The organism is Lactobacillus melliventris (assembly GCF_013346935.1).
GTDB lineage: Bacteria > Bacillota > Bacilli > Lactobacillales > Lactobacillaceae > Lactobacillus.
This window is the reverse complement of record NZ_JAAEEB010000005.1, coordinates 40,942-62,481: the sequence shown is the minus strand read 5'-3', so window position 1 is coordinate 62,481 and position 21,540 is coordinate 40,942. Positions and strand designations below refer to the sequence as shown.

Here is a 21,540-nt window from a genome sequence, read left to right as displayed (position 1 = left end):
TACTATTATGTAAAGGGTAAATTGCTCCAATAGTTGCTTTTATAGTCTAAACTCTGTAAAATGACTATTGACTTTCACGTTTCCTATTTTTATTAAAGGAGTGTCTGCTTTGACTGATAAAGAAAATAATACCAAAGAGAAAGATAACGAAAAACAACAAGAAAAGGATAAAGAAAAAGCTAGAAAAGAAAAGGAACTTAAGGTTGTCATGCCTGAGGCTGAGTGGGCTACCATGCCGCAGAAAGAATTCGCGCAGCAGCCAGACTACCTTATAGTCTTCGCTGACTTCTACATCGCACAATTTAATCAACGCGACTTAGAAATCATGAACTTATACGATACTAATTCCAACATGGTGGATATTAATCACTATCTTCTTAACAACATTCACTTTACCCGCAAAGAATTAGTTAAGCATGTATTACAATATCATGCCCAAAATTTCCAAAATATAATTGATGAAATTGCGGCTAAAGATGGTGTTGAAGCAGAAAAAATGACATCATACAAGGATTGGGATAACTGGTACGAAGACCGTCGCAATAAAATTTCAGCTTCTTTATCATAATTTACTTGTACTAAAGCAAAAAAAAGAACAAAATAGATACTTGAATGAGAATGCCACAGTGACATTCTTTTTTACTTAAAAAATGAATAGTTCAATCTTGTCTATGGGAGTACATATTTACTATGGATAAAAAGAAGAAGCGGATTTCAGCTGCCGGTTTGTTAATTACCATCGGTATCGTTTACGGCGATATCGGTACTAGTCCGCTCTATGTAATGAAGTCAATCGTTACGGGTAATGGTGGTATTGCCAACGTTGATCGGGAACTGATCTTAGGTTCAATCTCGCTGATTTTCTGGACAGTCACGCTGTTAACTACTGTTAAGTACGTTATGATTGCGCTTAAGGCTACTAACCGTGGTGAAGGTGGTATTTTCGCTTTATACGCTTTAGTACGCAAAAGAGCCAAGTGGCTGGTGATGCCAGCATTGATTGGCGGGGCAGCGTTATTAGCCGACGGAACATTGACGCCGGCCGTGACCGTTACAACCTCAATCGAAGGACTAAAGAACATGCACTTTGGTTCCCACGTTCCCGTTCCTAACCAGAATGCCGTCATTATTATTACGATCGCCATCCTGCTGGTACTATTTTCAATTCAAATGCTGGGCACCAGCAGTATTGGTAAAGCCTTTGGCCCGATTATGTTTGTCTGGTTTACCTTTTTAGGTTTGATCGGTATCTATAATATGGCTAACGACTGGTCAATTCTGGAAGCACTGAATCCGGTTTGGGCTGTTAAAGTTCTCTTCAGCCCGTCTAATAAAGCCGGTATTTTCATTTTGGGATCAATCTTCCTGGCTACCACTGGTGCCGAGGCGCTGTATTCTGATGTTGGTCATGTTGGTAAAGGTAACATTCGGGGATCATGGCCCTACGTCTTTCTTTGTCTGTCACTTAATTATTTAGGACAAGGAGTATGGATACTGCAAAACCCGCACTACCAGACTAATGGTGGTGAACTCAATCCTTTCTTTGAGGCTGTGCCAACTAATTTGCGCTTGTTCGCCATCATCTTAGCCACAATTGCTGCCATTATCGCTTCTCAGGCTTTAATCACCGGTTCATTTACACTGGTATCCGAAGCAAGTGGCCTGAAATTCTTACCACGAATGAATATTAATTACCCTACTACCAAGCATGGGCAAATTTATATTCCTTCCGTTAACAAAATGATTTGCGTTGCTACTATTGCAATCGTCATTTTCTTCCGGACTTCAGAACACATGGAAGCAGCCTACGGTCTGTCAATCACGGTCACAATGTTGATGACTACCCTGCTTTTGTTTGAGTACTTGGGTTCAAAACACCACCCGTTGATATTGCGCCTATGCTTTTTACTTGCTTTTGGCTTTATCGAAGGCATGTTCTTAATTTCCAGTCTAACTAAATTCATGCATGGCGGTTATGTCACCGTCCTAATTGCCGGTTTCATTGGCGTTATCATGTTCATTTGGTACTTCGGCAATAAAGTCCGCGACAAGCACGAAGGTGCTCATTCCTACGTACGTTTAGATGAATACACTGATATGTTAACGGACCTAAGTCATGATGATGATTACCCTACTTATGCGACTAACCTGGTCTACATGGCTAAGGTTAAATACAACAAGTTTATTAAACGGGAAATCATGTACTCCATCTTGGATAAACGTCCTAAACGTGCTCAGGCTTACTGGTTTGTCACAGTCAACATTACCAACGAACCGTTTACAGCCAGATACGCCGTTAATACTTTTGGCACTAAAAATGTCATTAACGTGCAGCTGTATCTCGGTTTTAAGAAACAAACCAGTGTCAACGTTTACCTGCGCCAAATTGTTCACGACTTGATTAAAGACGGCACCATTGAGGCTCAACCGCAAGAATACACTACTACCCCAGGTCGTAAAGTCGGCGACTTCTCATTTGTAATCGTTAATGAGGTTGTCAGTCCTTTGACCAGACTAAAGGGCTTTGAAAAAGTAATGTTAAAAGCGCGGGTATGGTTACAAAACCTGTCTTCCAATCCTGCTTCCTGGTTTGGCTTGGAATACACTGACACGGTGGTCGAGCAAGTGCCTTTGATTTTAGGCAAGCCAAGACACAACTTGCACATTAAGCGGGTTGCACCACGCGACTATTCCAACTTAAAGAAAAAAGAAACTGAATAATATAAAATAGCACCTGTGAATTAATTTTACAGGTGCTATTTTTAGTCTTTTTATTATGTAAAGAGATTAGGAATAATTCAGATCAAAGACTAATTATCTTTTTATAGAATCTTCTTGCCTTAAACTGGTAAGCAAAATTATTTTTACACAACATATCAATTAGTCATCATATGCTATTTAAAATATTAGATTTGAGCCAGATTTTGTTCGATTACTTTTTGTCTCCTTTTAGTCCAAATAATAACTAAGGCGATAACTGCATAAATAGTAACTCTCAAAATGGTTCCCTGCCAGTCCATCATAGTAGGTTGCTCTGCAGATTTAACTGGATTGCCATATTCGCCGATACCAGCCTGAAGAAATAGAATAAAATCATATAAGCCATGATAGGTCATAATTAACAGTAGCGAATGTGTGTAAAGGTAAATAGCAGCAAGTACCAACCCCGCGCCACTTACCTCAAACATTTGGCGCAAAGTAGTTAATGGCGTTTGATAGGCAATGTTGGTGATATGCCAAAACCCAAAAAGTAGACCATCAAATAACACAATTAAGTATATACGATACTTACTGCTTTGAAAAATTTGTGCAAGAAGAGCAATAACTAAAAAACGCATTAGCCATTCTTCAGCAATCCCTGTTCGTATAGCTGACCCGATAATACCAAGATTAATTTGATCAAAATAGTAACTCAAAGTATCGGCAATGTTATCAACTTTGGCTAAAGGGGATAAAGCAATTAAAAGTAAAACTCCCGCTAAAAGCAAAGTTATTAAGCTGGAAAACAGAATTGAGTCATTCCGACTATATAGAAAGTGTGGTTTTTGTATTTTCCAACTGGTCATTACCAAAACAGTAATGATGATTAAAACAGGAATTCCAGACAAACCCGAATTATTTATCTGGTGCAATACCTTGTTGTACCGTAAAGTTCCGGCAATCTTGCTTACAACCCGGACGTCATAGACAACAAACATCAATAGCAAAATCCTGCCCCAATTATTGTTCACCCGACTTAAAGCTAATTTAGCCATTGGAATATACATGATAAGGGAATAAAAAGTAACCAAAAGCATCCAGAAAGTGCCATTGATCAAATGATAGTAATTCAGTAATTTTGTTAGCAAAGACAAACTAATTGGCAAAGTGTAACAAATTGCTATAGTTTCAATGTAATGGTTAATCAATTGCCATCTTTTCGGCTGTGCACTTTCAGTTTGCAATAAAGAAAATTGTAAACAAACAAAAATAAGAGAGAGTGGAATGGCAAGCCTTTGGTTTTGATTAAAAAGATTTCTATTAACAAAACTCAGAGTAGCGCAAATTAGTAAGATCAATATTTGTCCCACAGTTTGTGCTAAATGAAAAATTTTTATTATCCGATTTGTTTCTGATGTACGTGCTGATACAGCGTTTTGATTGAAATTCTTCATGGTAACTACATTATAGTAAATATAAAATGTGTTTCAATATATCTTTAATCCTTTTTTAAAATAAGTAAAATTATTATTTACCTTTACAAAAAAGCCATTGTTCTAAATGATTAGAACAATGGCTTTTTGATTTACTACTAATAATTACCAAATATGTACCCGCTTGTCTGGGTCGAGCCACATGCCATCTTCAGGCTTAACATCAAAGGCTTTGTAAAAGTCATCTTGACATTGGCTTTGAACGTTGGCACGTAATGGACCAGGTGCATGAACGTCAACAGCGGTTTGACTCTTAATTGATTCAGTCAGTTGCTTATTAGCCCAAATGCGTGCAAAGTTTTCAAATAATTTCTTTAAGTCATCATTTTCATTTTTTGCGGCTTCAACAGCAGCAGTTAAACCACCTTGGTCAGCAATATTTTCTGAAACTATTTGCTTACCATTAAGTTTAACCGGACCATATTCGATGCCATCAAACAAATCAATTTCAGCTTGTGTCCGCTTCTTGAATTCGGCATAATCCTCATCAGTCCACCAATTAGTCATGTTGCCCAATTCATCAAATTGTGCACCATTGTTGTCAAACGCATGAGAAACTTCATGAGCGATTACGGAACCAATACCACCAAAGTTAGCTGCTCTGTCTTGCTTCAAGTCATAGAATGGCTTTTGCAAAATGGCTGCAGGGAAAGTCAGATCATTTCTTTGCGGATCATAGCAGGCGTTAACTAAATTACCAGGCATTGCCCATACTGTCCGGTCAACTTCCTTGTGCAGTTGCTCAATGTTGTACTTTTGTTCTGCAATAGTAAATGCACGTTCATTTGCATAAAGGCTGCCACCTTGACTTGCAGGGATAACCTTTAAACGATTATAAATCTCCTCGATTTTATCCGGATAACCAATTTTCAAGACCAAAGCATCAAGCTTAACAATCGCCCGCTTTTTAGTTTGTTCAGAAAGCCAGTCATTATTTTGCAGGCGTTCCTTATAAACGTCAAGCATACGATGAATCATGTCCTCAACGTCTTTTTTAGCATCTTCGCCAAAATAAGTCTGACCGTAATAAACGCCGACTACTTCACTAAAGGCGCCGTTGGCAATGTGGTAAGCTTGCTTTTCACCACTAGACAACTTAGGCTGGCCATATAAAGCCTGGCTAAATGGGAACGCTGCTTCTCTGAAGTCTTGTGACAAGGAATCAGCAGCCGCGTTAATAAAGGTAACAATCATCCAGCCCTTGATTTCAGCAAAGTTTTCTTCATTGATAATTTCGTTAATGTGATCCAAGTAGCGTGGTTCTTCAACAATAATTCGTTCTGGTTCTTCGCCAATTGCTTCTTTCAAGTAGTAAGCAATCTTGAATTTATCAAACTTAGCTTCAAAGTCCTCAATCTTCATTGGATTGTAAGTAGCAGGATAATCTGCCCACTCCTCTGTAGACTTAACGATCTTAGATAGCTTAGCATCAAACTTAATAGCATCTGCTGCATATTTTTCTGCTTGAGCTTGAGCAATACCAGCCATGGTTAAAAGCTTAACTGACTGCTTTTGCAAAGTATCTAACAATTGAGGTGCATCAGGCGTTTGATAAGTTGTAGTGTCAGGCAAGAAAGTTCCAGGACCGGCAAAATACAAAGCATTAACTTTAGTATTCTTCATGTCAGGTTCAACGCTAAGGCTAAATGGGAGCATGGTAAAAGTTGCTAAGTCAGGCGCATTTAAGTTGTAGTCAGAAAAGTCCTTAATGCCGTCAAGAATAGCTAAATCGTCCTTAATCGGATCAGCACCTTCTCTATTACGCTTGTCAAAATCGCCTGCTAATTTATAGAGCTTAACTGCTTCACCTAAGTTAGGAACATCAGGAATTTCTTTTTTACCAGATGCAAAATCGGCAAAATCCTGCATTAAATGCTTTTCAACATCTACATCGATGCCGTCAAATGAAGCCATCCGTGAACGGTCTTCAGGAATTTTAGTATTTTTAATCCACTCAGAATTAATAGCCAAGTAAAGGTTGTCCTGTGGACGAGCGGCAACATTAGGTTCAATAATATCGCCACTACCGCCGCGAACAGCAAAATTTTTATTCATTCAGAAAGTCCTCCCTTTTATATCTAAATTAAAAATAGACTAAATTAATCTTATCATTTTAATTAAACCGTTAATATTAAAAAGCCTTTACAAAATCATTTATAAAGTGTGATATGTTTACGCAACTTTGCGTGAAGGGGCAATAACATTAGCACCATCAGAAAAATACCACAGGCAGCAATTATGAAAAACGGAATATAACCCGCACGATCAATTACCATACCGCCAAATAAGGGGCCAAAGGCCTGACCAATCCCGCGGGCAACATTAATTTCACCCTGGTATTTACCCTTACTGGTTGCGGGGGATAAATAGTTAATGTAAGCAGGAACGGCAGGAAAAGCTGTCGCTTCACCTAACGTCAGCACAAACATTGACAGTGCAAAGTGGGCAAAGTCCTTGGCAAAAATCAATGTGGCAAAAGAGATTGCGAACATGATCGTACCAAAAATAATTTGCTGAAACAGATTTTTAAAAATATGGGGAAAACGTGCCAAAATTACCTGGACAGTAACTATGATGGCACCATTGAAGGTCCATAGCAAACTATACATGTGGAAAGGTATTCCCAAAGACACCATGTAAACCGACAGGTTGGACTCCCAGTTCATATACATTAACCAGGTCACAGCCAAAGAAACCAAAAATCCGACCATCAACATCACGTTATATTTTGGCATAGGAATCGCCTTGGATTGTGCATTCTTTTTAACACCATTCTTTTTACGGTTTTGGTGAAAAGTGCTGATCGGGCGGTAATGAATAGCCGCGTTGACGCAAGCAATGGCAAATAAAGATGCTGCCAGAATAAATAAAAATTCAATTGAAAAATCATAGAGATAACCGACAAGCAGAGTACCAGTGACAGTACCCACGTTTTGCGCAAAATAAATCAAATTAAAAACGTAACGTCCTGAATATTTACGCAAACTCGTCGCAATTGAATTAATCAGCGTGCCGTTCCAGCCACTGATACAGCCCGTCATAATCAGCCATATCCAATATTCCGGCCAGCCGTGAAAGAATGCCATCATAAACAGAACCAGCGCATCAAGGCCTAACCCAGTAACAATTAGCGGGTAGGGGTTCAGGCGGTCGTATAAGCGCCCGGCTAAAAATGAGCCTAAGACATTGCTGGCACAATTGCAAAATAAAACAACCCCTATTACAGAAAGGCTGATGTGTAATTGCTTGTTTAAATAAACCGAAGTTAAGGGCCAAACAAAACTTGACCCAATCCACGTGGCCAGTTCCCCCAGTAGTAGCCAACGCAGCTTAATTTCTGTTTCTTCATTAGATCCGTGTTTAAGTTTCATTTATTCAGTCCTTTCTTTTTTAGATTCCATTTACCAGTTTAGCAAGAAGTATTAAAAAAGAACACCCCAAAGCTAATAACTAACTGGGTAAAAAAGATAGTTTTTATCTAAAAAGATGATCACAGCTGTCTTGCTGCAATCATCTTTGTTATTATGCAATGGAAACAGGCCTAAAAGAACTGGCCCTTATTTTCCTGGTAATACTTTTGGTAGCGTCCTTTATAATTATGAAACATGTATTTCAAAAGCAACCACCGCTTAAAATTACGATCCTGATCATAAAAGACAGTTGTACCATAGCGCCCTTCATGAATCAGTTCTTCGGCCATCTGTTTAGCTTCATTGTCCACGGCATATTCTTTGAACACGCTCACCGGAATACCCAGCCACAGTTCATGCTTTGACTTTAATTTGTTACCGTAGATTGGTTCCTTGTCCTGCAGTGAATCGTAAACATAATCGTCCACGTACCATTTGGCTAGATTATAACCATTAAGGGTCACATAGAAACTTGAACGGCCCTGACGCAAATTAATTTCAAAGAACTTATATTTACCATCGCGGGCATCATATTTAATGTCAAAGTTGGCCATCCCCGTGTAATTGATTTTTTCCAAAAATGCTTCAACCTGCTCGTACAGCTTTTCATCATAATCAGGTAAAATCGCCATATAATTGCCAATTGACTGAGGTGTGGGATCTTCCAGCAAAGGGTGACCCATACACATCATCTTAACATGATGATCCTTATCAACATAGGCATTTAACACCCGCATGTTGGAATCATCACCGGGAATGAAGTCCTGCAGAATTAAATCTTCTTTGTAGCCATTTTCATAGATTTTTGTGACAATGTCGCGCAATTCAGTTTCATTATGAATGGTAAAAGCCTTTTTGCGACCTTCAAATTGCACATCAAGCCAGGATACCGGATCTTCCGGCTTAAGCTCCATTGGGTAGCCAAAAGGCAGTTCCAAATAATTTTCTGCCTTGTAATCTGCCATAGTCACAATTTTAGTCTTAGGGTACGGCAGACCATACTTTTCCGCAATTTGATAAAAGTTTTCTTTTGAAATTAATTTTTGTAAGAGGTCGTAGTCCACGTAAGGTACAACAAATACCTGCTCTAGTTCTTCTTTGTGTTTAGCAAGCAGTTCCGAATAACCATCTCCGCATGAAATCAAAATCACCGGTTCTTCATGGTCTTGGTAGAGTTTCATTTGCTTGCGCATTACTTCAATAAAAGTGGGATCTTCACTAAAACCCTGGTGCAGTTCCACACTAACAATTTTAGAATAACGCGTTGCTGCCAGCTGGCTGTCAGCCAGTGCTTTCACGCTAATACCATAAGCCTCGTTAAACGATCGGGCCATGCCGTAAACATTAATGTCACTACCAAGTAAAATTGGTGTAAAGTTTCGTTTCATTAATAAATTCTGCTCCTCATTAAACCAATTTGCCTTGTTTAATCAAATCGGCTACTTCTGGTTGAACACGCTGGTATTTGGCAACCGTACCTTCATAATCAACAAAGAATAGTTTATACCAAACTAAGAACGTATAAATTGTCCAAATCTGTCTGCGATGAGAACCATCGCCTTTATAGTTTTCATCAAGTAAGTCTAAAATTTTATCTTGTTCAAAGATGTCCTGAACAAAGTCTTCACTGAACAGTTCGCGTACCTGCTTATAAAAACGAGGTTCTTGCAGCCATTCTTTGATTGGGGTAGGAAAACCTAGCTTTGGCCGTTTAGCCCATTCAGCTGGTAAAACTTTTTCTGAAGCCTTGCGTAAAGCATATTTAGTATCATGCTTATTAACTAGATAATCGGTAGGAATTGAATTTGCCCTTTCAGCCACCTTTTTATCAAGATATGGTACCCGCAATTCCAGCGAATGTGCCATAGAAATCTTATCTGCCTTTTGTTCAATATCATTAAGCATAAAGTGATGCAGATCAATGTACTGCATTTGCCGGACGTTATCGAGATTTTTGACCTTCTTAAAGTCGCTTTGGTAAATCCCATTAACAGTTAGTTTATTCCGGTAAGACGGCTTTAAGATGCTGTTAGCATCTTCAGAAGAGAAGATTGTCGGGTAATCCATGTCATAAATAACCGATTGGCCAACGTAAAATTCACTTGGCTCAGCTAAGTTGGTATACAGGTGCACCTTCCCCGGGAAATTCGGCATTTTCTTAATTCTGCGCGCCAACTTAACCTTTGTATTCTTAGGCAATTTCTTGCACTGTGAAGTAAAGGCCTTAATAATACTGTTATGCGTGTGCATCCCGTAATTGACATACCCTGCAAACAATTCATCTGCACCTTCACCAGACAACGCGACAGTGACGTGCTTTCGCGCCATCTTGCACAAGTACCACAACGGGATAATTGACGGATTGGCATCCGGTTCATCCATATGATACTGCATCTCCGGAAAGTCATGCATCGCTTCATCGGCTTTAACCTTGTCGGAAAAGAAGTTCCAGCCTTTGATCTCTGCTAACGCCTTGGCCTTTGATGCCTCATCATAAGTGGCATCATCAAACGAAATTGAAAAGACGTCATCTGGATTTAAAATACTGGTGATATAGCTGGAATCGACCCCTTCGGATAAGAAGGCACCGACAGGAACATCCGCGATATGGTGCAGTTTAACTGACTCATGCAGGTCTTCGTTAATCTTATTAACGGTTTCTTCAAAACTTAAAGTATTGGCTTTGTACTCGGCGTCCCAGTATTGGTGGGTTTTCATTAAGCCATCTTTGTATTCGAACCAGTGACCGGCAGGAAACCTGTAAATACCCTTAAAGAAAGTCTCATGCAGGTCATTATACTGATTCATCAAATACGGTTTAACAGCCTCAATATTTAAACGCCGTTTAAAGCCGGGCAGTGCCAGAAAGCTTTTAATTTCTGAGCCCATGATCAAATGACCATTTTCATTGCTGTAATACAGCGGCTTAATACCAAAAAAGTCGCGGGCACCATACATTGTCTGGGTCTTATCATCCCAAATAATAAAGGCAAACATGCCCCTAATTCTTTTGAGCAGGCCAGCCATACCCCATTCTTCAAAACCATGCAAAAGCACTTCCGTATCGGACTTAGTGGTAAATGTATGACCTGCCGCAAGCAGTTCTTCTCTTAAAGGCTGGAAGTTATAAATTTCACCGTTAAAGATAATCGCCTTCGTTTTATCTTCATTGTAGATTGGCTGACTGCCGCCACGTAAATCAATGATTGACAGTCTCCGAAACCCTAAAGCAATTTTGTCATTGGTATAAAAACCATCTGAATCAGGACCACGATGCTTCATTGCCGCCATCATTTTACCGATAGCAGCTTGCTTATCATTTATTTCTGGATTATAGAATGCAACAATTCCGCACATTGCTTAACTTCCCTTAATTTGTCTTACTTTGTATATTTTTGTCTTCATTTTAACTTTTCCATTATATGCTAAGAACCGGGCAATTTCCAAATTGCCCGTCGCGACTTTACTAAATATAAAAGATTCTGCGTTTGCTGGCAGCACCATAACCGAAGGTCTGAATATAGTGTCTTTGTAAATCAATGTTTACAATATAACCGGCAAATTCGGTTTGGTGGTCAATTTGCCTTTTCCAATTTTTATTGTATTTGGTGGTCAAGGCGTGATTAGGACCCATCAGTGCAGAACAGTTAAACAAGATATACTGGATTCCGTTAATCCGGTACTGATCTTCTCTATGTCTGTGGCCGCAGAAGTAGGCAATAATGCGGGCATTTTTTACATTAGTAAAATCAAACTCATTTGCCAAACGAAATTCAGGAGGCAGCCCAAAGCTGGAATGCATCTCTCCTTTTTCACCTTGATTAAAAGCTACCAGCAGTTCATGCAGTGAACGACCGTTGTACTTTAATGCGTTTGAACCCTTACGATTGATGGGATTGGCATGACTCATCAAGATAATTTGCTTATTCGATGACTGCTCCAGAATTTCAATAATTTCTTCTATTTGATCTTCCCTCACAGCCAAAGTGAGTTTAGCATCATATTTTTTTCTGCCTTGTGCATCCAGATAATAGGGCAAGTCTGAAGTATTAACAGAAATAAAGCGCAAGTCATCCACATCATAGTAACAAACACCGTGCTGGCGGGAAATATAATGGATGCCATCTTGCTGATACATAGCAGGCCACATAATTCCTTCAAATTCATTTTCAGGAAAAGAAGCCCTTAAATCATGATGTTCATCGAATTTATCATTTTCATCGTGATTTCCTTTAATTAAAATATAAGGCACCTTATCTGATTTAAAAGAATCACGCAGTTTAGTTAACTCACTTTCGCCCAAAAAGCCGGTATCAGAGCCATCGATCCAGTCGCCTAAATGAACTTTTAAACTAAGAAGACCGGAATCATCAAGATAAGAAAATTCATTAACATGTGTCAGACCATTCCAACCATAAAAGTCCATACTGTTACGGTCCTTATAATGAGTGTCCGTAATGACACTCACATTCACAGAATTTTTCCCTGTACGAATGCGGCCTTTTACTCTTTCAATAAAGCGGTCGAGATATTCTTCTACCACGTAACGCCTGCCGGTTTTACGGTTGACAAAAGCGCGATAACGCTGCAGTTCAGGACTATACCTGCGCACATATTCAGGCTCTAACTTATCCGTGCTTTCCAAGCTCAATGCCTGGTGCAACACCTTTTCTTCATCTTGATAGACAGTCAAGGTATAAGGTTGATCATTGGGAGTTCTTTGTTCACCATCAACGTGATATTCTCCTACTGTCAAATAGTCTTGCATGGGATCAAGCTGTGTATCTTTTTTCTTAAATAAGGAATGCAGCTTAGCCCCGTTTATTTTATCAGCTAATCCTTTAGCATACTTAAAAACACCCATTTTTTGCCTCAAGCAGAAAGAAAAAGAGCTGAACACACATGTTTCAGCTCTAAAATTATAAACTTTTTTCTAAAGCGTGTGCCGCTAAACCAATTGACAGAAGTGCATCCTTAGACAAAACTCCTTGTAATGTTTTTGGCGCTACCTCTTCAACGGCTCCAATTACTTTTAAGCTGTAACTAACAACGTGAAAGTCTACTATATCATTGTAAAATCCATCTTCATAAGGATTTTCATGATTATAAGTCAAGTTGATTTCATTCTTGTCAACAAAACCGTCAACGTGGTTAGTTAAAATCCGATCATGTAAATCGGTTAACTGCTCTGATAATTTAATCAAAGTCAGTTTATGATCACTTTCAGTGTCATAATACTCTTCCTGAGTCATGCCGAAGTATTCTTTTATTGGCTTATGCAATACGTGCAAATTATCAATTACACGATAAACTGCCTCGGCGTCAAAATCCGTTTCTTTATTTAAAATACTCTCTTGATTTGCGGCCAAGTCATCGGCCAAAGTTACTATTTCTAACTTCTCCATGGTTTCCTCCTAAAGTTCAATATATATTATACCAAAAAAACTACTATTGCACTTTTTGAGGACAAAGTTTCTAATATTTTAGGAAAAAGAAAATAATTAAAAGTTACTAGTCAAATTATTTTAAAAAGGATAGAAAACTTTTGGCGTATTTATTTATGAACGCTAAGATATATTTAAGGAGAATAAAAATGAATGATATCACTCGCTGCCCCTGGAGTGACCATGATGATGCTTTAGTTAGAGAATACCACGATCACGAATGGGGCAAACTAAATTTAGACGAACGCTATTTATTTGAAATGCTGGTACTAGAACTGTTTCAGTCCGGACTCAGCTGGTCCACTGTTTTGCATAAACGTTTAAGCTTTAAGCAGGCTTTTCACAACTTTATTCCAGAAGAAGTTGCTCAAATGAGTGCGCTGGACCAAACTCGCTTACTGCAGAACAAGGCAATTATCCGCAATCAAAGAAAAATTGCGGCGGCAGTTACCAATGCTCGCGCTCTGTTAATTATTGATGCCAAATACGGTAGTTTCGCGCATTATTTGCAAAAGTTTATTCCTACACCCATTATTCATCATCCCCAAACAAGTGCTGAAGTACCAACGACCAACAAGATTGCACAAGAACTAGCAAAGCAGATGAAAAAAGACGGCTTTACTTTTGTGGGTCCCGTAATTATTTATTCTTTCTTACAAAGCGTAGGCTTAATTAACGATCACCTTGAAAATTGCCCATTTAAATATCACGGCTAAAAAAATGAATCAAGTTGCTAGTTACCAACTTGATTCACCATTTGTTATATTTGCATTTTATACTAATTTCTTCCGAATCCAGCCTGAAATCCAGTCAATTACAACAACCATAATAATGATACCTAATAAAATGATACCAACACGGTTCCACTGGCGATATTGCAGCGCAATAATTAACGGATAACCGATACCACCGGCTCCAACTAAGCCTAAAATAGAAGCGGACCGAATTGAAACGTCAAACCGGTATAAGGTGTTTGAAATAAGAGCAGGCATCAGATTAGGCAGAGTAGAAAACATAATAATATTTGTTTTTGAACCACCAACCGCAGTGACTGCTTCGTTAGGGCCATCATCCAAGTTCTCAATTGCTTCAGAAAAGAGCTTGGCGAGCATTCCTACTGAGTGAAAACCCAAGGCCAAAACACCGGCTGCCGATCCTGGACCTACAGCTTTAATAAACATCAAGGCCAAAACAATTTCTGGGAATGACCTGATGATTGCCAGCACAATTTTACCAGAGCGTGAGACATACCAGTGCTTATGCTTAGTATGTGCTGCCCAAAAGGCAAACGGCAGTGAAATAATAGCGGAAATAAATGTGCCCAAAAAGGCAATGCAGACAGTTTCCCAAAGCTGCGAAAGCAGATCTTCACCCGTACCGTTATAAACATATGACCAGTCAGGATGGAAAATACCAGAAAAGATCGCACCTGCAATTTGACCGGCTGTTTCTTTAATGCCGCCAAAGTCAATACCAGTACACGACCAAATAATCAGCACTACTGTGATAATAGCCATCAACCAGTGAAAGGCACGCTTTTTAACATCTATAGGCCTAGGAGGCAACTTTTTCATACTTGTATCCATTATTGCATCAACGCCTCCCGTGACTTAGATGAAACGTAGTCAATCAGCACTACCACAATGATAATTACAATAATAATTGTACCTGTCTTCGGATAATCGAAGATTTGCAGTGTTTGTTGCAGATATAATCCAATACCACCGGCACCGATGTAACCCAAAACGGTTGAAGCCCGCACATTAATTTCGAATGCGTATAAACAATAAGAAATAAAATAGGTAATAACTTGTGGCAAAACCGCAAAGACAATAATTTGTATTTTATTAGCCCCAACTGCAGTTAATGCTTCAATCGGACCCGGATCAATAGTTTCAATAGCTTCATAAAAGAGCTTGACCACAATTCCGAATGTACAAATAGCTAGTGCCAAGACACCGGCTACCGGTCCGATACCAACAATAGCGACAAAGATGGCACCAAGAAGCAAGTCCGGTATAGTTCTGATAATGTTCATGATTATCCGCAAAATACCCGTAACTGCCTTATTTTTAACAATATTGCGGGCAATAAGCAAAGAGTAAATAAAAGCAATTACAGAACCTATTGCCGTGCCTAAGATCGCCATCTTAATAGTTTCAAGCAACAGCGGTACCACTGTTGCAAGGTATGACCAGTCTGGGTGCAACATTTGCAAGAAAATATCGGCAAATTCCCCAAAGTTGGCAAATAGAGCACCCAAATCTGTTTTGGTTTCATTAGTTGAAATGAATAGTCCGGCGACAAAAAGCAGCACCCAAAGCCAATTCAAAATTTTAAACTTTTTCTTAGGTAAAGTCATCAGCTTTTCTTGCTCTGTACTACTCATCTTGATCACCACCGGAATAGATCTGATCAAACGTGGATGCCGGAGTATCTGACATCTTGCCGTCATAAATAATTTCACCAGCACGAACACCAATGACCCGCTTACCGAATTCTTGTGCTAACTGGACGCTGTGCAGGTTAATGACTACCGTCATACCATGCTTTTCATTCAACATCTGCAAGTCTTTCATTACGCGACGTGAAGTCTGTGGGTCAAGTGAAGCTGTCGGCTCATCCGCCAAAATAATATCCGGGTTTTGAGTCAAAACACGAGCAATCGCTACCCTTTGTTGCTGACCACCAGACAATTCATCAGCTCGTGAATAAACCTTGTCTGCCAAATCCACTTGCTGGAGTGCATCATACGCGCGCTGCTTATCTTCTTTAGTAAAAAGGTTGAGAGTAGATTTCCAAGTAGGATAATAACCCACTCTGCCTGTTAAAACGTTACGCAGAACACTTGACCGTTTAACCAGATTAAAGCTTTGGAAAATCATTCCAATATGCCGGCGCAGTGTTCTTAACTTTTTACCCTTGGCCTTGGTAATAGATTCACCGTTAATTAAAATATCACCTTCAGTAATATCAATTAAACGGTTAATCGACCGCAAAAGTGTTGATTTGCCGGCGCCAGATAGACCAACAATAACGACAAATTCACCTTTATTAATAGTTAAATTGACGTCTTTTAAACCAACAACATCTTTGCCATAAACTTTTTTAACGTTTTTTAATTCGATTATTGGCTTAACTGCAGAATCTGCCATTATAAACTTCCTTTGTATTCTTTATTTTTTGGTCGATTCAATAATTTTTTCATACTTACGCACAACATTAAAGTCGCTGTCCTTAGTGTGGACATATCCTTCGTGAGTGTAAATACTTTCGATGACCTTTTTACCCTTCTTGGACTTACCGATAGCGATAAATGCCTTAGCCAATTTCTTTCTGAATGATTCACTCATGCTCGGAACAACGGAAATGGTATCGTTTGGAATAGGCTTAGTAAAGTAAATTGGAACAACTTGGCTCATGATCTTAGGATTATCGTCTTTAACAATCGTTCGTGCATCTTCAAAAACAAATGCGGCGTCTGTGTCGCCATTGAGAACATTTAAAACAGCTTGGTCTTGACCAGTTACTGTCACTAGTTTGCAACTCTTGCGCACATCAAGACCCTTTTCCTTTAATTCAGCAATTGGGAAAACGTAGCCAGCTGAAGAAGTAGGACTTTGAATAGAAATAGACTTGCCCTTTAAATCTTTCCAGCTCTTAATTTTGGAATTTTTCTTTGCCACAATTTCAGCGCGATAGAAGTTAACCAGTTCCTTAGTTGGTCGTCCATCAGGTTGCTTAACACCATATCTTTGAGCTTGGAGCAAGACATCTGCTGCACCCTGCTTATGAGCTAAAATGTAGCCATTTGGCGGCAAGAAGCCCACATCAACTTTCTTAGACTTCATAGCTTCAACCACCGTGTTGTAGTCGGTAGACATTGATACGTGTACTGGAATGCCTAAACGATCCGACAACATTTTTTCCAGCGGCTTTGCACGAGATTCCAGTTTAGTGGCAGCCTGACTAGGAACGAATTGGACGTTCAAAGACTTAGGCGTGCCAGTATCTTTGCTCTTTTCTTTGTTTGAGCAGGCAGCCATCATGAATGCTACTAAAAAAATAGCGGCACCAGCTAGTATTTTTCTAAATTTTTTCATCATGCCCTCCCAGACATAAAAAAAGACTTTAGCTAAAAACACGAATGTGAATTAAACTAAGTCTTTCAATAACACTTTTACTAAAAAGCGAACAATACCATTTTGAAAGGAACGAAAAGGCTTTTTTGCAAAAACTTCAATGAACGCCAAGCGCCGTTTTTGCATTACCTTCACCCTCCTTTCGACATACCGTATTTATTCTATCAAATAATAGCAGAAATGTTTTATTTAGAAAAGAGAATTGACTAGAAATCTTATTTTGTTTAAGAAAGTTTATTTAATTCTTGGTATGTAGCCTTTTGAGATTTTTAAAATATTGGGGAAACTATTTCTTAGTAGAAGAAACTATTTTATTGTATTGACGAATAATATCGTAGTCACTATCTTTGGCGTATGTATAACCCTCCTGGTTATAAACATTTTCAATAATCTTCTTACCTTCTTTAGACTTGCCAATAGCAATAAATGCTTTAGCCAGTTTCTTCTGGAAAGCTTTTGGCAAACTTGGGATGACTGAAATAGTGTCGTTAGGAATACGCTTAGTGAAGTAAATTGGTACTACTTTGCTCATAATCTTCGGGTCATCATTTTTAACATTGTTACGAGCATCTTCAAATACAAAGGCTGCATCAGTGTCACCGTTTAAGACGTTTAAAACGCCTTGGTCAGCGCCTTTAACAGATACCGTCTTGCAACTCTTGGTTACATCTAAACCCTTTTGCTTTAATTCGGCAACTGGGAAAACATAGCCAGAATCGGAAGTAATATCTTGAACAGAAATTGACTTACCCTTTAAATCCTTCCAACTCTTAATTTTTGAATCCTTCTTAACCAGGATCTCACCACGATAAGAATTAACTAATTCTTTGGTTTGAACACCATTTGGTTGCTTAATGCCATAACGAACAGATTGTAAAAGCAGATCAGCTGCTTTTTGCTTATGCGCCATAATATAGGCATCTGAAGGTAAAAAGCCGACTTCTACTTTCTTAGATTTCATGGCTTCAACTAGTCCGTTGTAGTCCGTTGACATTGAAACATGTACCGGAATCCCCAGACGCTTAGACAATAACTTTTCCATAGGCTTAGCCCGTGCTTCCAACTTGTTAGCTGCTACGCTGGGAACAAACTGGACGTTGAGTGACTTTGGCGTGTTACTGCTTGAACTTGATTTCTTACTTGAATTGGAACATGCGGTAGCACCAACGGTTAATAATAATGCAAAACATGCTATCAGAAACTTTTTGATTTTGGTCATTTGTTTTTTTACTCCTAATAAATACGTTTACCATAACTTTAATTTTGTTTAAGCATAAACTTCGTTGTCATATTCATGGCAATTTATTCATGTAAATATTCAAATAAAATTAACCCGAATCAGCTTCCGTTTCTATTTTTCATTACATCCTCCTGAAATTAAGCAAATAAAAAGGCATGATATGACCAATGTCATATCATGCCCTGGTAGTTATTCTGAAAGAAAAACGAACGGTTAACAAAGCTAGTTGAACAGTACATAAATAGGAAAATAAATTATAAATTCTTCCTGTTACCTTCATTGCCCTCAACCTTCCAAACAGTATAATTACGTTCATTTCATAATGATGATACCATAAATATTCGCAAAATGGCAACAAAATATCAAAATTTATTTTAAAATTGTATAATGAAAGTTATATTTACGAACACTATCATTACATAGTGCTTTAAGGTTCAGTATTCAATACAAAAAAGGCACACGAATTGTTGATCGTATGCTTTTAAATTTATGTATAATTATTTCTTACCGTTTTGCGGCTTAAGTGGATTATTATTAACGTCTGTTCTGACAATTAAAACATCAGCCAAAGCATGTTGATTAACATATTCAGTAACTGAACCCATCAACATTCTTTCGACTGCATTTAGTCCAGTTGCACCCATGATAATCAAATCATTGTGATGATCTTTAATAAAGTCATAGGAAATAATCGCCTTCGGACTGCCATAACGAATGTGATAATCAATATCATCAAAGCCCAAGTTGTCATGAGCCCATTCTTTTAAGCTTTTAAGATATTTTTCTGAATCTTGCGTCATCTGATAAACGGTGTCGCCCGTAATCAGTGTATCTTGCATCTCACCCAAAAATTGTCTGGTATCAATGACACTTAAGACATCGATATGTGCATTTTCCGTCATTGCGATTTTAACTGCTTTATCAAAGGATCTTTCTGCCGACTCTGAACCGTCAACTGGAACTAAAATGCTAGCTTTTTTCGTTTCCATGTTCTCACCCTTTTGAAATATAATGTTCTTTTGTTTATTTTACCATAATTTCACTATCCACTTAGGTTTTTTTATAATTGTTTATATACTAGTTTATTGCTAAAATTAAGTGTAATTGTCAAACGCAAAGGTGGAGGTATTCAATGACCCAAAAACTTAAAAATCAATTAATTGGCGTAACAAGTGGCCGTAATTTCCGCGAGCTGGGCGGCTATCAAACTACTGACGGGAAAACTGTTAAAATGCATAAATTACTCAGAACAGCTAACTTAGCCAAACTGGATAAAACCGATCTGAAATTTTTACATGACTATGGCGTTAAGTATGTCGTTGACTTCCGGAGCAAAGATGAGGCTGAAAAAGAACCTGATCGGGTTCCTGCAGGCGCCATTTACAATTTTGATCCGGTATTTAGTGAGGACTTGACCGAGTCATCAAAGGGAATTGATGAAATTCTTAGTCAAAAAAACCAAGATCCCAAAGCCGGATTTGACCACATGTTTTTGGCCTATGATGACATGATTAAAAGCGAGTCTGCTCAAAAAGCTTACCGCCACTTTTTTGATGTACTGCTAGCTAATGACGAAGAAGACCAGAGTGTAATTTTCCATTGCACCGCTGGTAAAGACCGAACTGGTTTTGCAGCACTACTGATTTTATCAGCACTTGGTGTGCCATTTGAAACTATCAAAAAAGATTACCTGTTAACAAACGTTGCCACCAAAGACTTTGTCCATGATTTTTTGCAAAAAGCCAAAGATGAAGGAGCAAATGACGTTACAGTAAATATCCTAAAAGACTTGCAAACCGTGCACTCCGAGTACATTGACTTTGTAGTTTCAACTATAAATAAAAATTATGGTAGCGTTGAAAACTACTTACATGATATTATGAGATTAACTGATGATGAAATCAGTAAATTACGTGAAATATATTTAAAATAGGTTTAAATGGTAAGGAGAAATTTTATGACTAAAACAAAGACTGTTTATTTTGGTGCTGGTTGGTTTAACGATAAGCAAAACGACGCTTACAAGAAGACAATGAAAGCTTTAGAAGAAAACCCAACCATTGACCTGGAAAACAGCTATGTTCCTTTAGATCATCAATACAAAGGCATCAATGTCGAGGAGCATCCCGAATATCTGCGTGATCGTGAATGGGAAACCGCTACTTACCGCGGTGATTTAACTGGTATTAAGACCAGCGATATTATGATCGGCGTCTATTTACCAGATGAAGAAGATGTAGGTCTCGGTATGGAATTGGGTTATGCGCTGTCCCAAGGAAAATACATTGTATTGGTTATTCCTGATGAAGACTACGGCAAACCAATCAATTTAATGAGCTGGGGTGTTTGCGATATTGCACTTAAGCTCAGTGAAGTAAAAGACTTTGACTTCAATAAACCTCGTTTTGACTTTTATGATGGAGCTGCTTATTAAATAGAACTTTGTTTAATCAAAACTAAATAAGACAAATAAAAACCGTTTCTTTTGTGATATGACCCCAAATTTAGGACAAATTTGGGGTATTATTATGGCTAAATTATCTAAGCAAGACAAAATTGAAATCTTTAATCTTTGGCAAAACTATCAGGTTGGAACCACTAATGCCAATCAGAATCTGCCCCATCTATCTCGCAGTAATTACTACTACACTAGAAGAAGGACAAAGAGCGGGATAATCGAGAAATAATGGCTGAAATTAAAGCTATTTATGAAGAACAAAAGCACCGCTATGGCTATCGCCGCATTACTGTGGAACTAAGACCGCGCGGTTTATTAATCAATCATAAAAAAGTGCAGCGCTTAATGAACAAAATGAAATTATTTGGCATAGTCAGTAAACGCTGGCACAAATACAACAGCTATCGCAGCACTTAGGGTCCGATCAAGCCTGACCTGTTTAAACGCAGCTTTAGTGCAGTTTAAGTGCAGTTTATCCCAATCACAAATGGTATTCAGATGCGACGGAGTTTAAGCTCAATGAGCAAAAGAAGTATTTATCACCGATCATTGATGGGTGTACTCTATTGAACTGAAACTTAAAAAATTTAAGGTTGATTTTGACGGTGGTAAAATTCTTCTATTGTTTATTTGTAACCAACGAAGCATGAACT

The 21,540-nt window shown here is 38.5% G+C and carries 20 protein-coding genes; 7 read left to right on the top strand and 13 right to left on the bottom strand.

What is annotated here, in order from left to right:
• Positions 1–109 precede the first annotated feature (109 nt).
• Positions 110–568, top strand: coding sequence for a hypothetical protein (locus tag GYV61_RS06055; RefSeq protein WP_110446621.1), 459 nt, complete (start codon positions 110–112; stop codon positions 566–568).
• Between the two features lie 122 nt (positions 569–690).
• On the top strand, positions 691–2,721 hold the full coding sequence (locus GYV61_RS06050) for a KUP/HAK/KT family potassium transporter (protein WP_174795161.1): 2,031 nt from the start codon (positions 691–693) through the stop codon (positions 2,719–2,721).
• 185 nt (positions 2,722–2,906) lie between these two features.
• On the opposite strand, the gene GYV61_RS06045 is transcribed toward GYV61_RS06050, so the two are convergent.
• The 7 genes from GYV61_RS06045 to GYV61_RS06015 form a co-directional block, all read right to left on the bottom strand.
• Positions 2,907–4,154, bottom strand: coding sequence for a CPBP family intramembrane glutamic endopeptidase (locus tag GYV61_RS06045; protein WP_174795160.1), 1,248 nt, complete (start codon positions 4,152–4,154; stop codon positions 2,907–2,909).
• A 144-nt stretch (positions 4,155–4,298) separates the two neighbouring features.
• Positions 4,299–6,248 carry a M13 family metallopeptidase gene (locus GYV61_RS06040; RefSeq protein ID WP_174795159.1) on the bottom strand — a complete coding sequence of 650 codons (1,950 nt, stop codon included), beginning with the start codon at positions 6,246–6,248 and terminating at the stop codon, positions 4,299–4,301.
• Between the two features lie 95 nt (positions 6,249–6,343).
• Positions 6,344–7,564 carry an MDR family MFS transporter gene (locus GYV61_RS06035; protein WP_174795158.1) on the bottom strand — a complete coding sequence of 407 codons (1,221 nt, stop codon included), beginning with the start codon at positions 7,562–7,564 and terminating at the stop codon, positions 6,344–6,346.
• Positions 7,565–7,734: 170 nt separating this feature from the next.
• On the bottom strand, positions 7,735–8,991 hold the full coding sequence (locus GYV61_RS06030; RefSeq protein ID WP_174795157.1) for a carboxylate--amine ligase: 1,257 nt from the start codon (positions 8,989–8,991) through the stop codon (positions 7,735–7,737).
• Between the two features lie 19 nt (positions 8,992–9,010).
• A complete protein-coding gene (gene asnB / locus GYV61_RS06025) occupies positions 9,011–10,960 on the bottom strand; it encodes an asparagine synthase (glutamine-hydrolyzing) (RefSeq protein WP_174795156.1) in 1,950 nt (649 codons plus the stop codon).
• Between the two features lie 109 nt (positions 10,961–11,069).
• Positions 11,070–12,467 carry a metallophosphoesterase family protein gene (locus tag GYV61_RS06020; protein WP_174795155.1) on the bottom strand — a complete coding sequence of 466 codons (1,398 nt, stop codon included), beginning with the start codon at positions 12,465–12,467 and terminating at the stop codon, positions 11,070–11,072.
• Positions 12,468–12,522: 55 nt separating this feature from the next.
• Positions 12,523–13,008, bottom strand: coding sequence for a hypothetical protein (locus GYV61_RS06015; RefSeq protein WP_046325563.1), 486 nt, complete (start codon positions 13,006–13,008; stop codon positions 12,523–12,525).
• Between the two features lie 188 nt (positions 13,009–13,196).
• On the opposite strand from GYV61_RS06015, the gene GYV61_RS06010 reads away from it, so the two are divergent.
• On the top strand, positions 13,197–13,763 hold the full coding sequence (locus GYV61_RS06010) for a DNA-3-methyladenine glycosylase I (protein WP_174795154.1): 567 nt from the start codon (positions 13,197–13,199) through the stop codon (positions 13,761–13,763).
• A 57-nt stretch (positions 13,764–13,820) separates the two neighbouring features.
• Here GYV61_RS06010 and phnE (GYV61_RS06005) read toward each other — a convergent pair whose 3' ends face one another.
• The 6 genes from phnE (GYV61_RS06005) to GYV61_RS05980 all read right to left on the bottom strand — a co-directional run bounded on the left by phnE (GYV61_RS06005) (position 13,821) and on the right by GYV61_RS05980 (position 19,418).
• Entirely contained in the window at positions 13,821–14,633 is an 813-nt protein-coding gene (phnE, locus tag GYV61_RS06005) for a phosphonate ABC transporter, permease protein PhnE (protein WP_110446630.1), read from the bottom strand.
• Complete coding sequence (gene phnE / locus GYV61_RS06000) at positions 14,633–15,436, bottom strand: phosphonate ABC transporter, permease protein PhnE (RefSeq protein WP_174795153.1); 804 nt, start codon at positions 15,434–15,436, stop codon at positions 14,633–14,635. The genes phnE (GYV61_RS06005) and phnE (GYV61_RS06000) overlap by 1 nt, the downstream gene beginning before the upstream one ends.
• On the bottom strand, positions 15,429–16,202 hold the full coding sequence (gene phnC / locus GYV61_RS05995; RefSeq protein WP_122026543.1) for a phosphonate ABC transporter ATP-binding protein: 774 nt from the start codon (positions 16,200–16,202) through the stop codon (positions 15,429–15,431). Before phnC ends, phnE (GYV61_RS06000) begins: the two co-directional genes overlap by 8 nt.
• A gap of 21 nt (positions 16,203–16,223) precedes the next feature.
• Entirely contained in the window at positions 16,224–17,150 is a 927-nt protein-coding gene (locus GYV61_RS05990; protein ID WP_122026544.1) for a phosphate/phosphite/phosphonate ABC transporter substrate-binding protein, read from the bottom strand.
• Between the two features lie 325 nt (positions 17,151–17,475).
• Complete coding sequence (locus GYV61_RS05985; RefSeq protein ID WP_110446632.1) at positions 17,476–18,408, bottom strand: phosphate/phosphite/phosphonate ABC transporter substrate-binding protein; 933 nt, start codon at positions 18,406–18,408, stop codon at positions 17,476–17,478.
• A 518-nt stretch (positions 18,409–18,926) separates the two neighbouring features.
• Entirely contained in the window at positions 18,927–19,418 is a 492-nt protein-coding gene (locus GYV61_RS05980) for a universal stress protein (protein ID WP_110446633.1), read from the bottom strand.
• Between the two features lie 143 nt (positions 19,419–19,561).
• On the opposite strand from GYV61_RS05980, the gene GYV61_RS05975 reads away from it, so the two are divergent.
• From GYV61_RS05975 to GYV61_RS05960, 4 genes are all read left to right on the top strand, one after another.
• On the top strand, positions 19,562–20,362 hold the full coding sequence (locus GYV61_RS05975; protein WP_110446634.1) for a tyrosine-protein phosphatase: 801 nt from the start codon (positions 19,562–19,564) through the stop codon (positions 20,360–20,362).
• A gap of 24 nt (positions 20,363–20,386) precedes the next feature.
• Positions 20,387–20,863, top strand: coding sequence for a nucleoside 2-deoxyribosyltransferase (locus GYV61_RS05970; protein WP_046325572.1), 477 nt, complete (start codon positions 20,387–20,389; stop codon positions 20,861–20,863).
• A 94-nt stretch (positions 20,864–20,957) separates the two neighbouring features.
• Positions 20,958–21,116: a hypothetical protein gene (locus GYV61_RS05965; RefSeq protein WP_174795152.1), complete on the top strand. Its 159-nt coding sequence runs from the start codon at positions 20,958–20,960 to the stop codon at positions 21,114–21,116.
• Positions 21,116–21,304: an IS3 family transposase gene (locus tag GYV61_RS05960; protein WP_110446635.1), complete on the top strand. Its 189-nt coding sequence runs from the start codon at positions 21,116–21,118 to the stop codon at positions 21,302–21,304. The genes GYV61_RS05965 and GYV61_RS05960 overlap by 1 nt, the downstream gene beginning before the upstream one ends.
• Positions 21,305–21,540 lie beyond the last annotated feature (236 nt).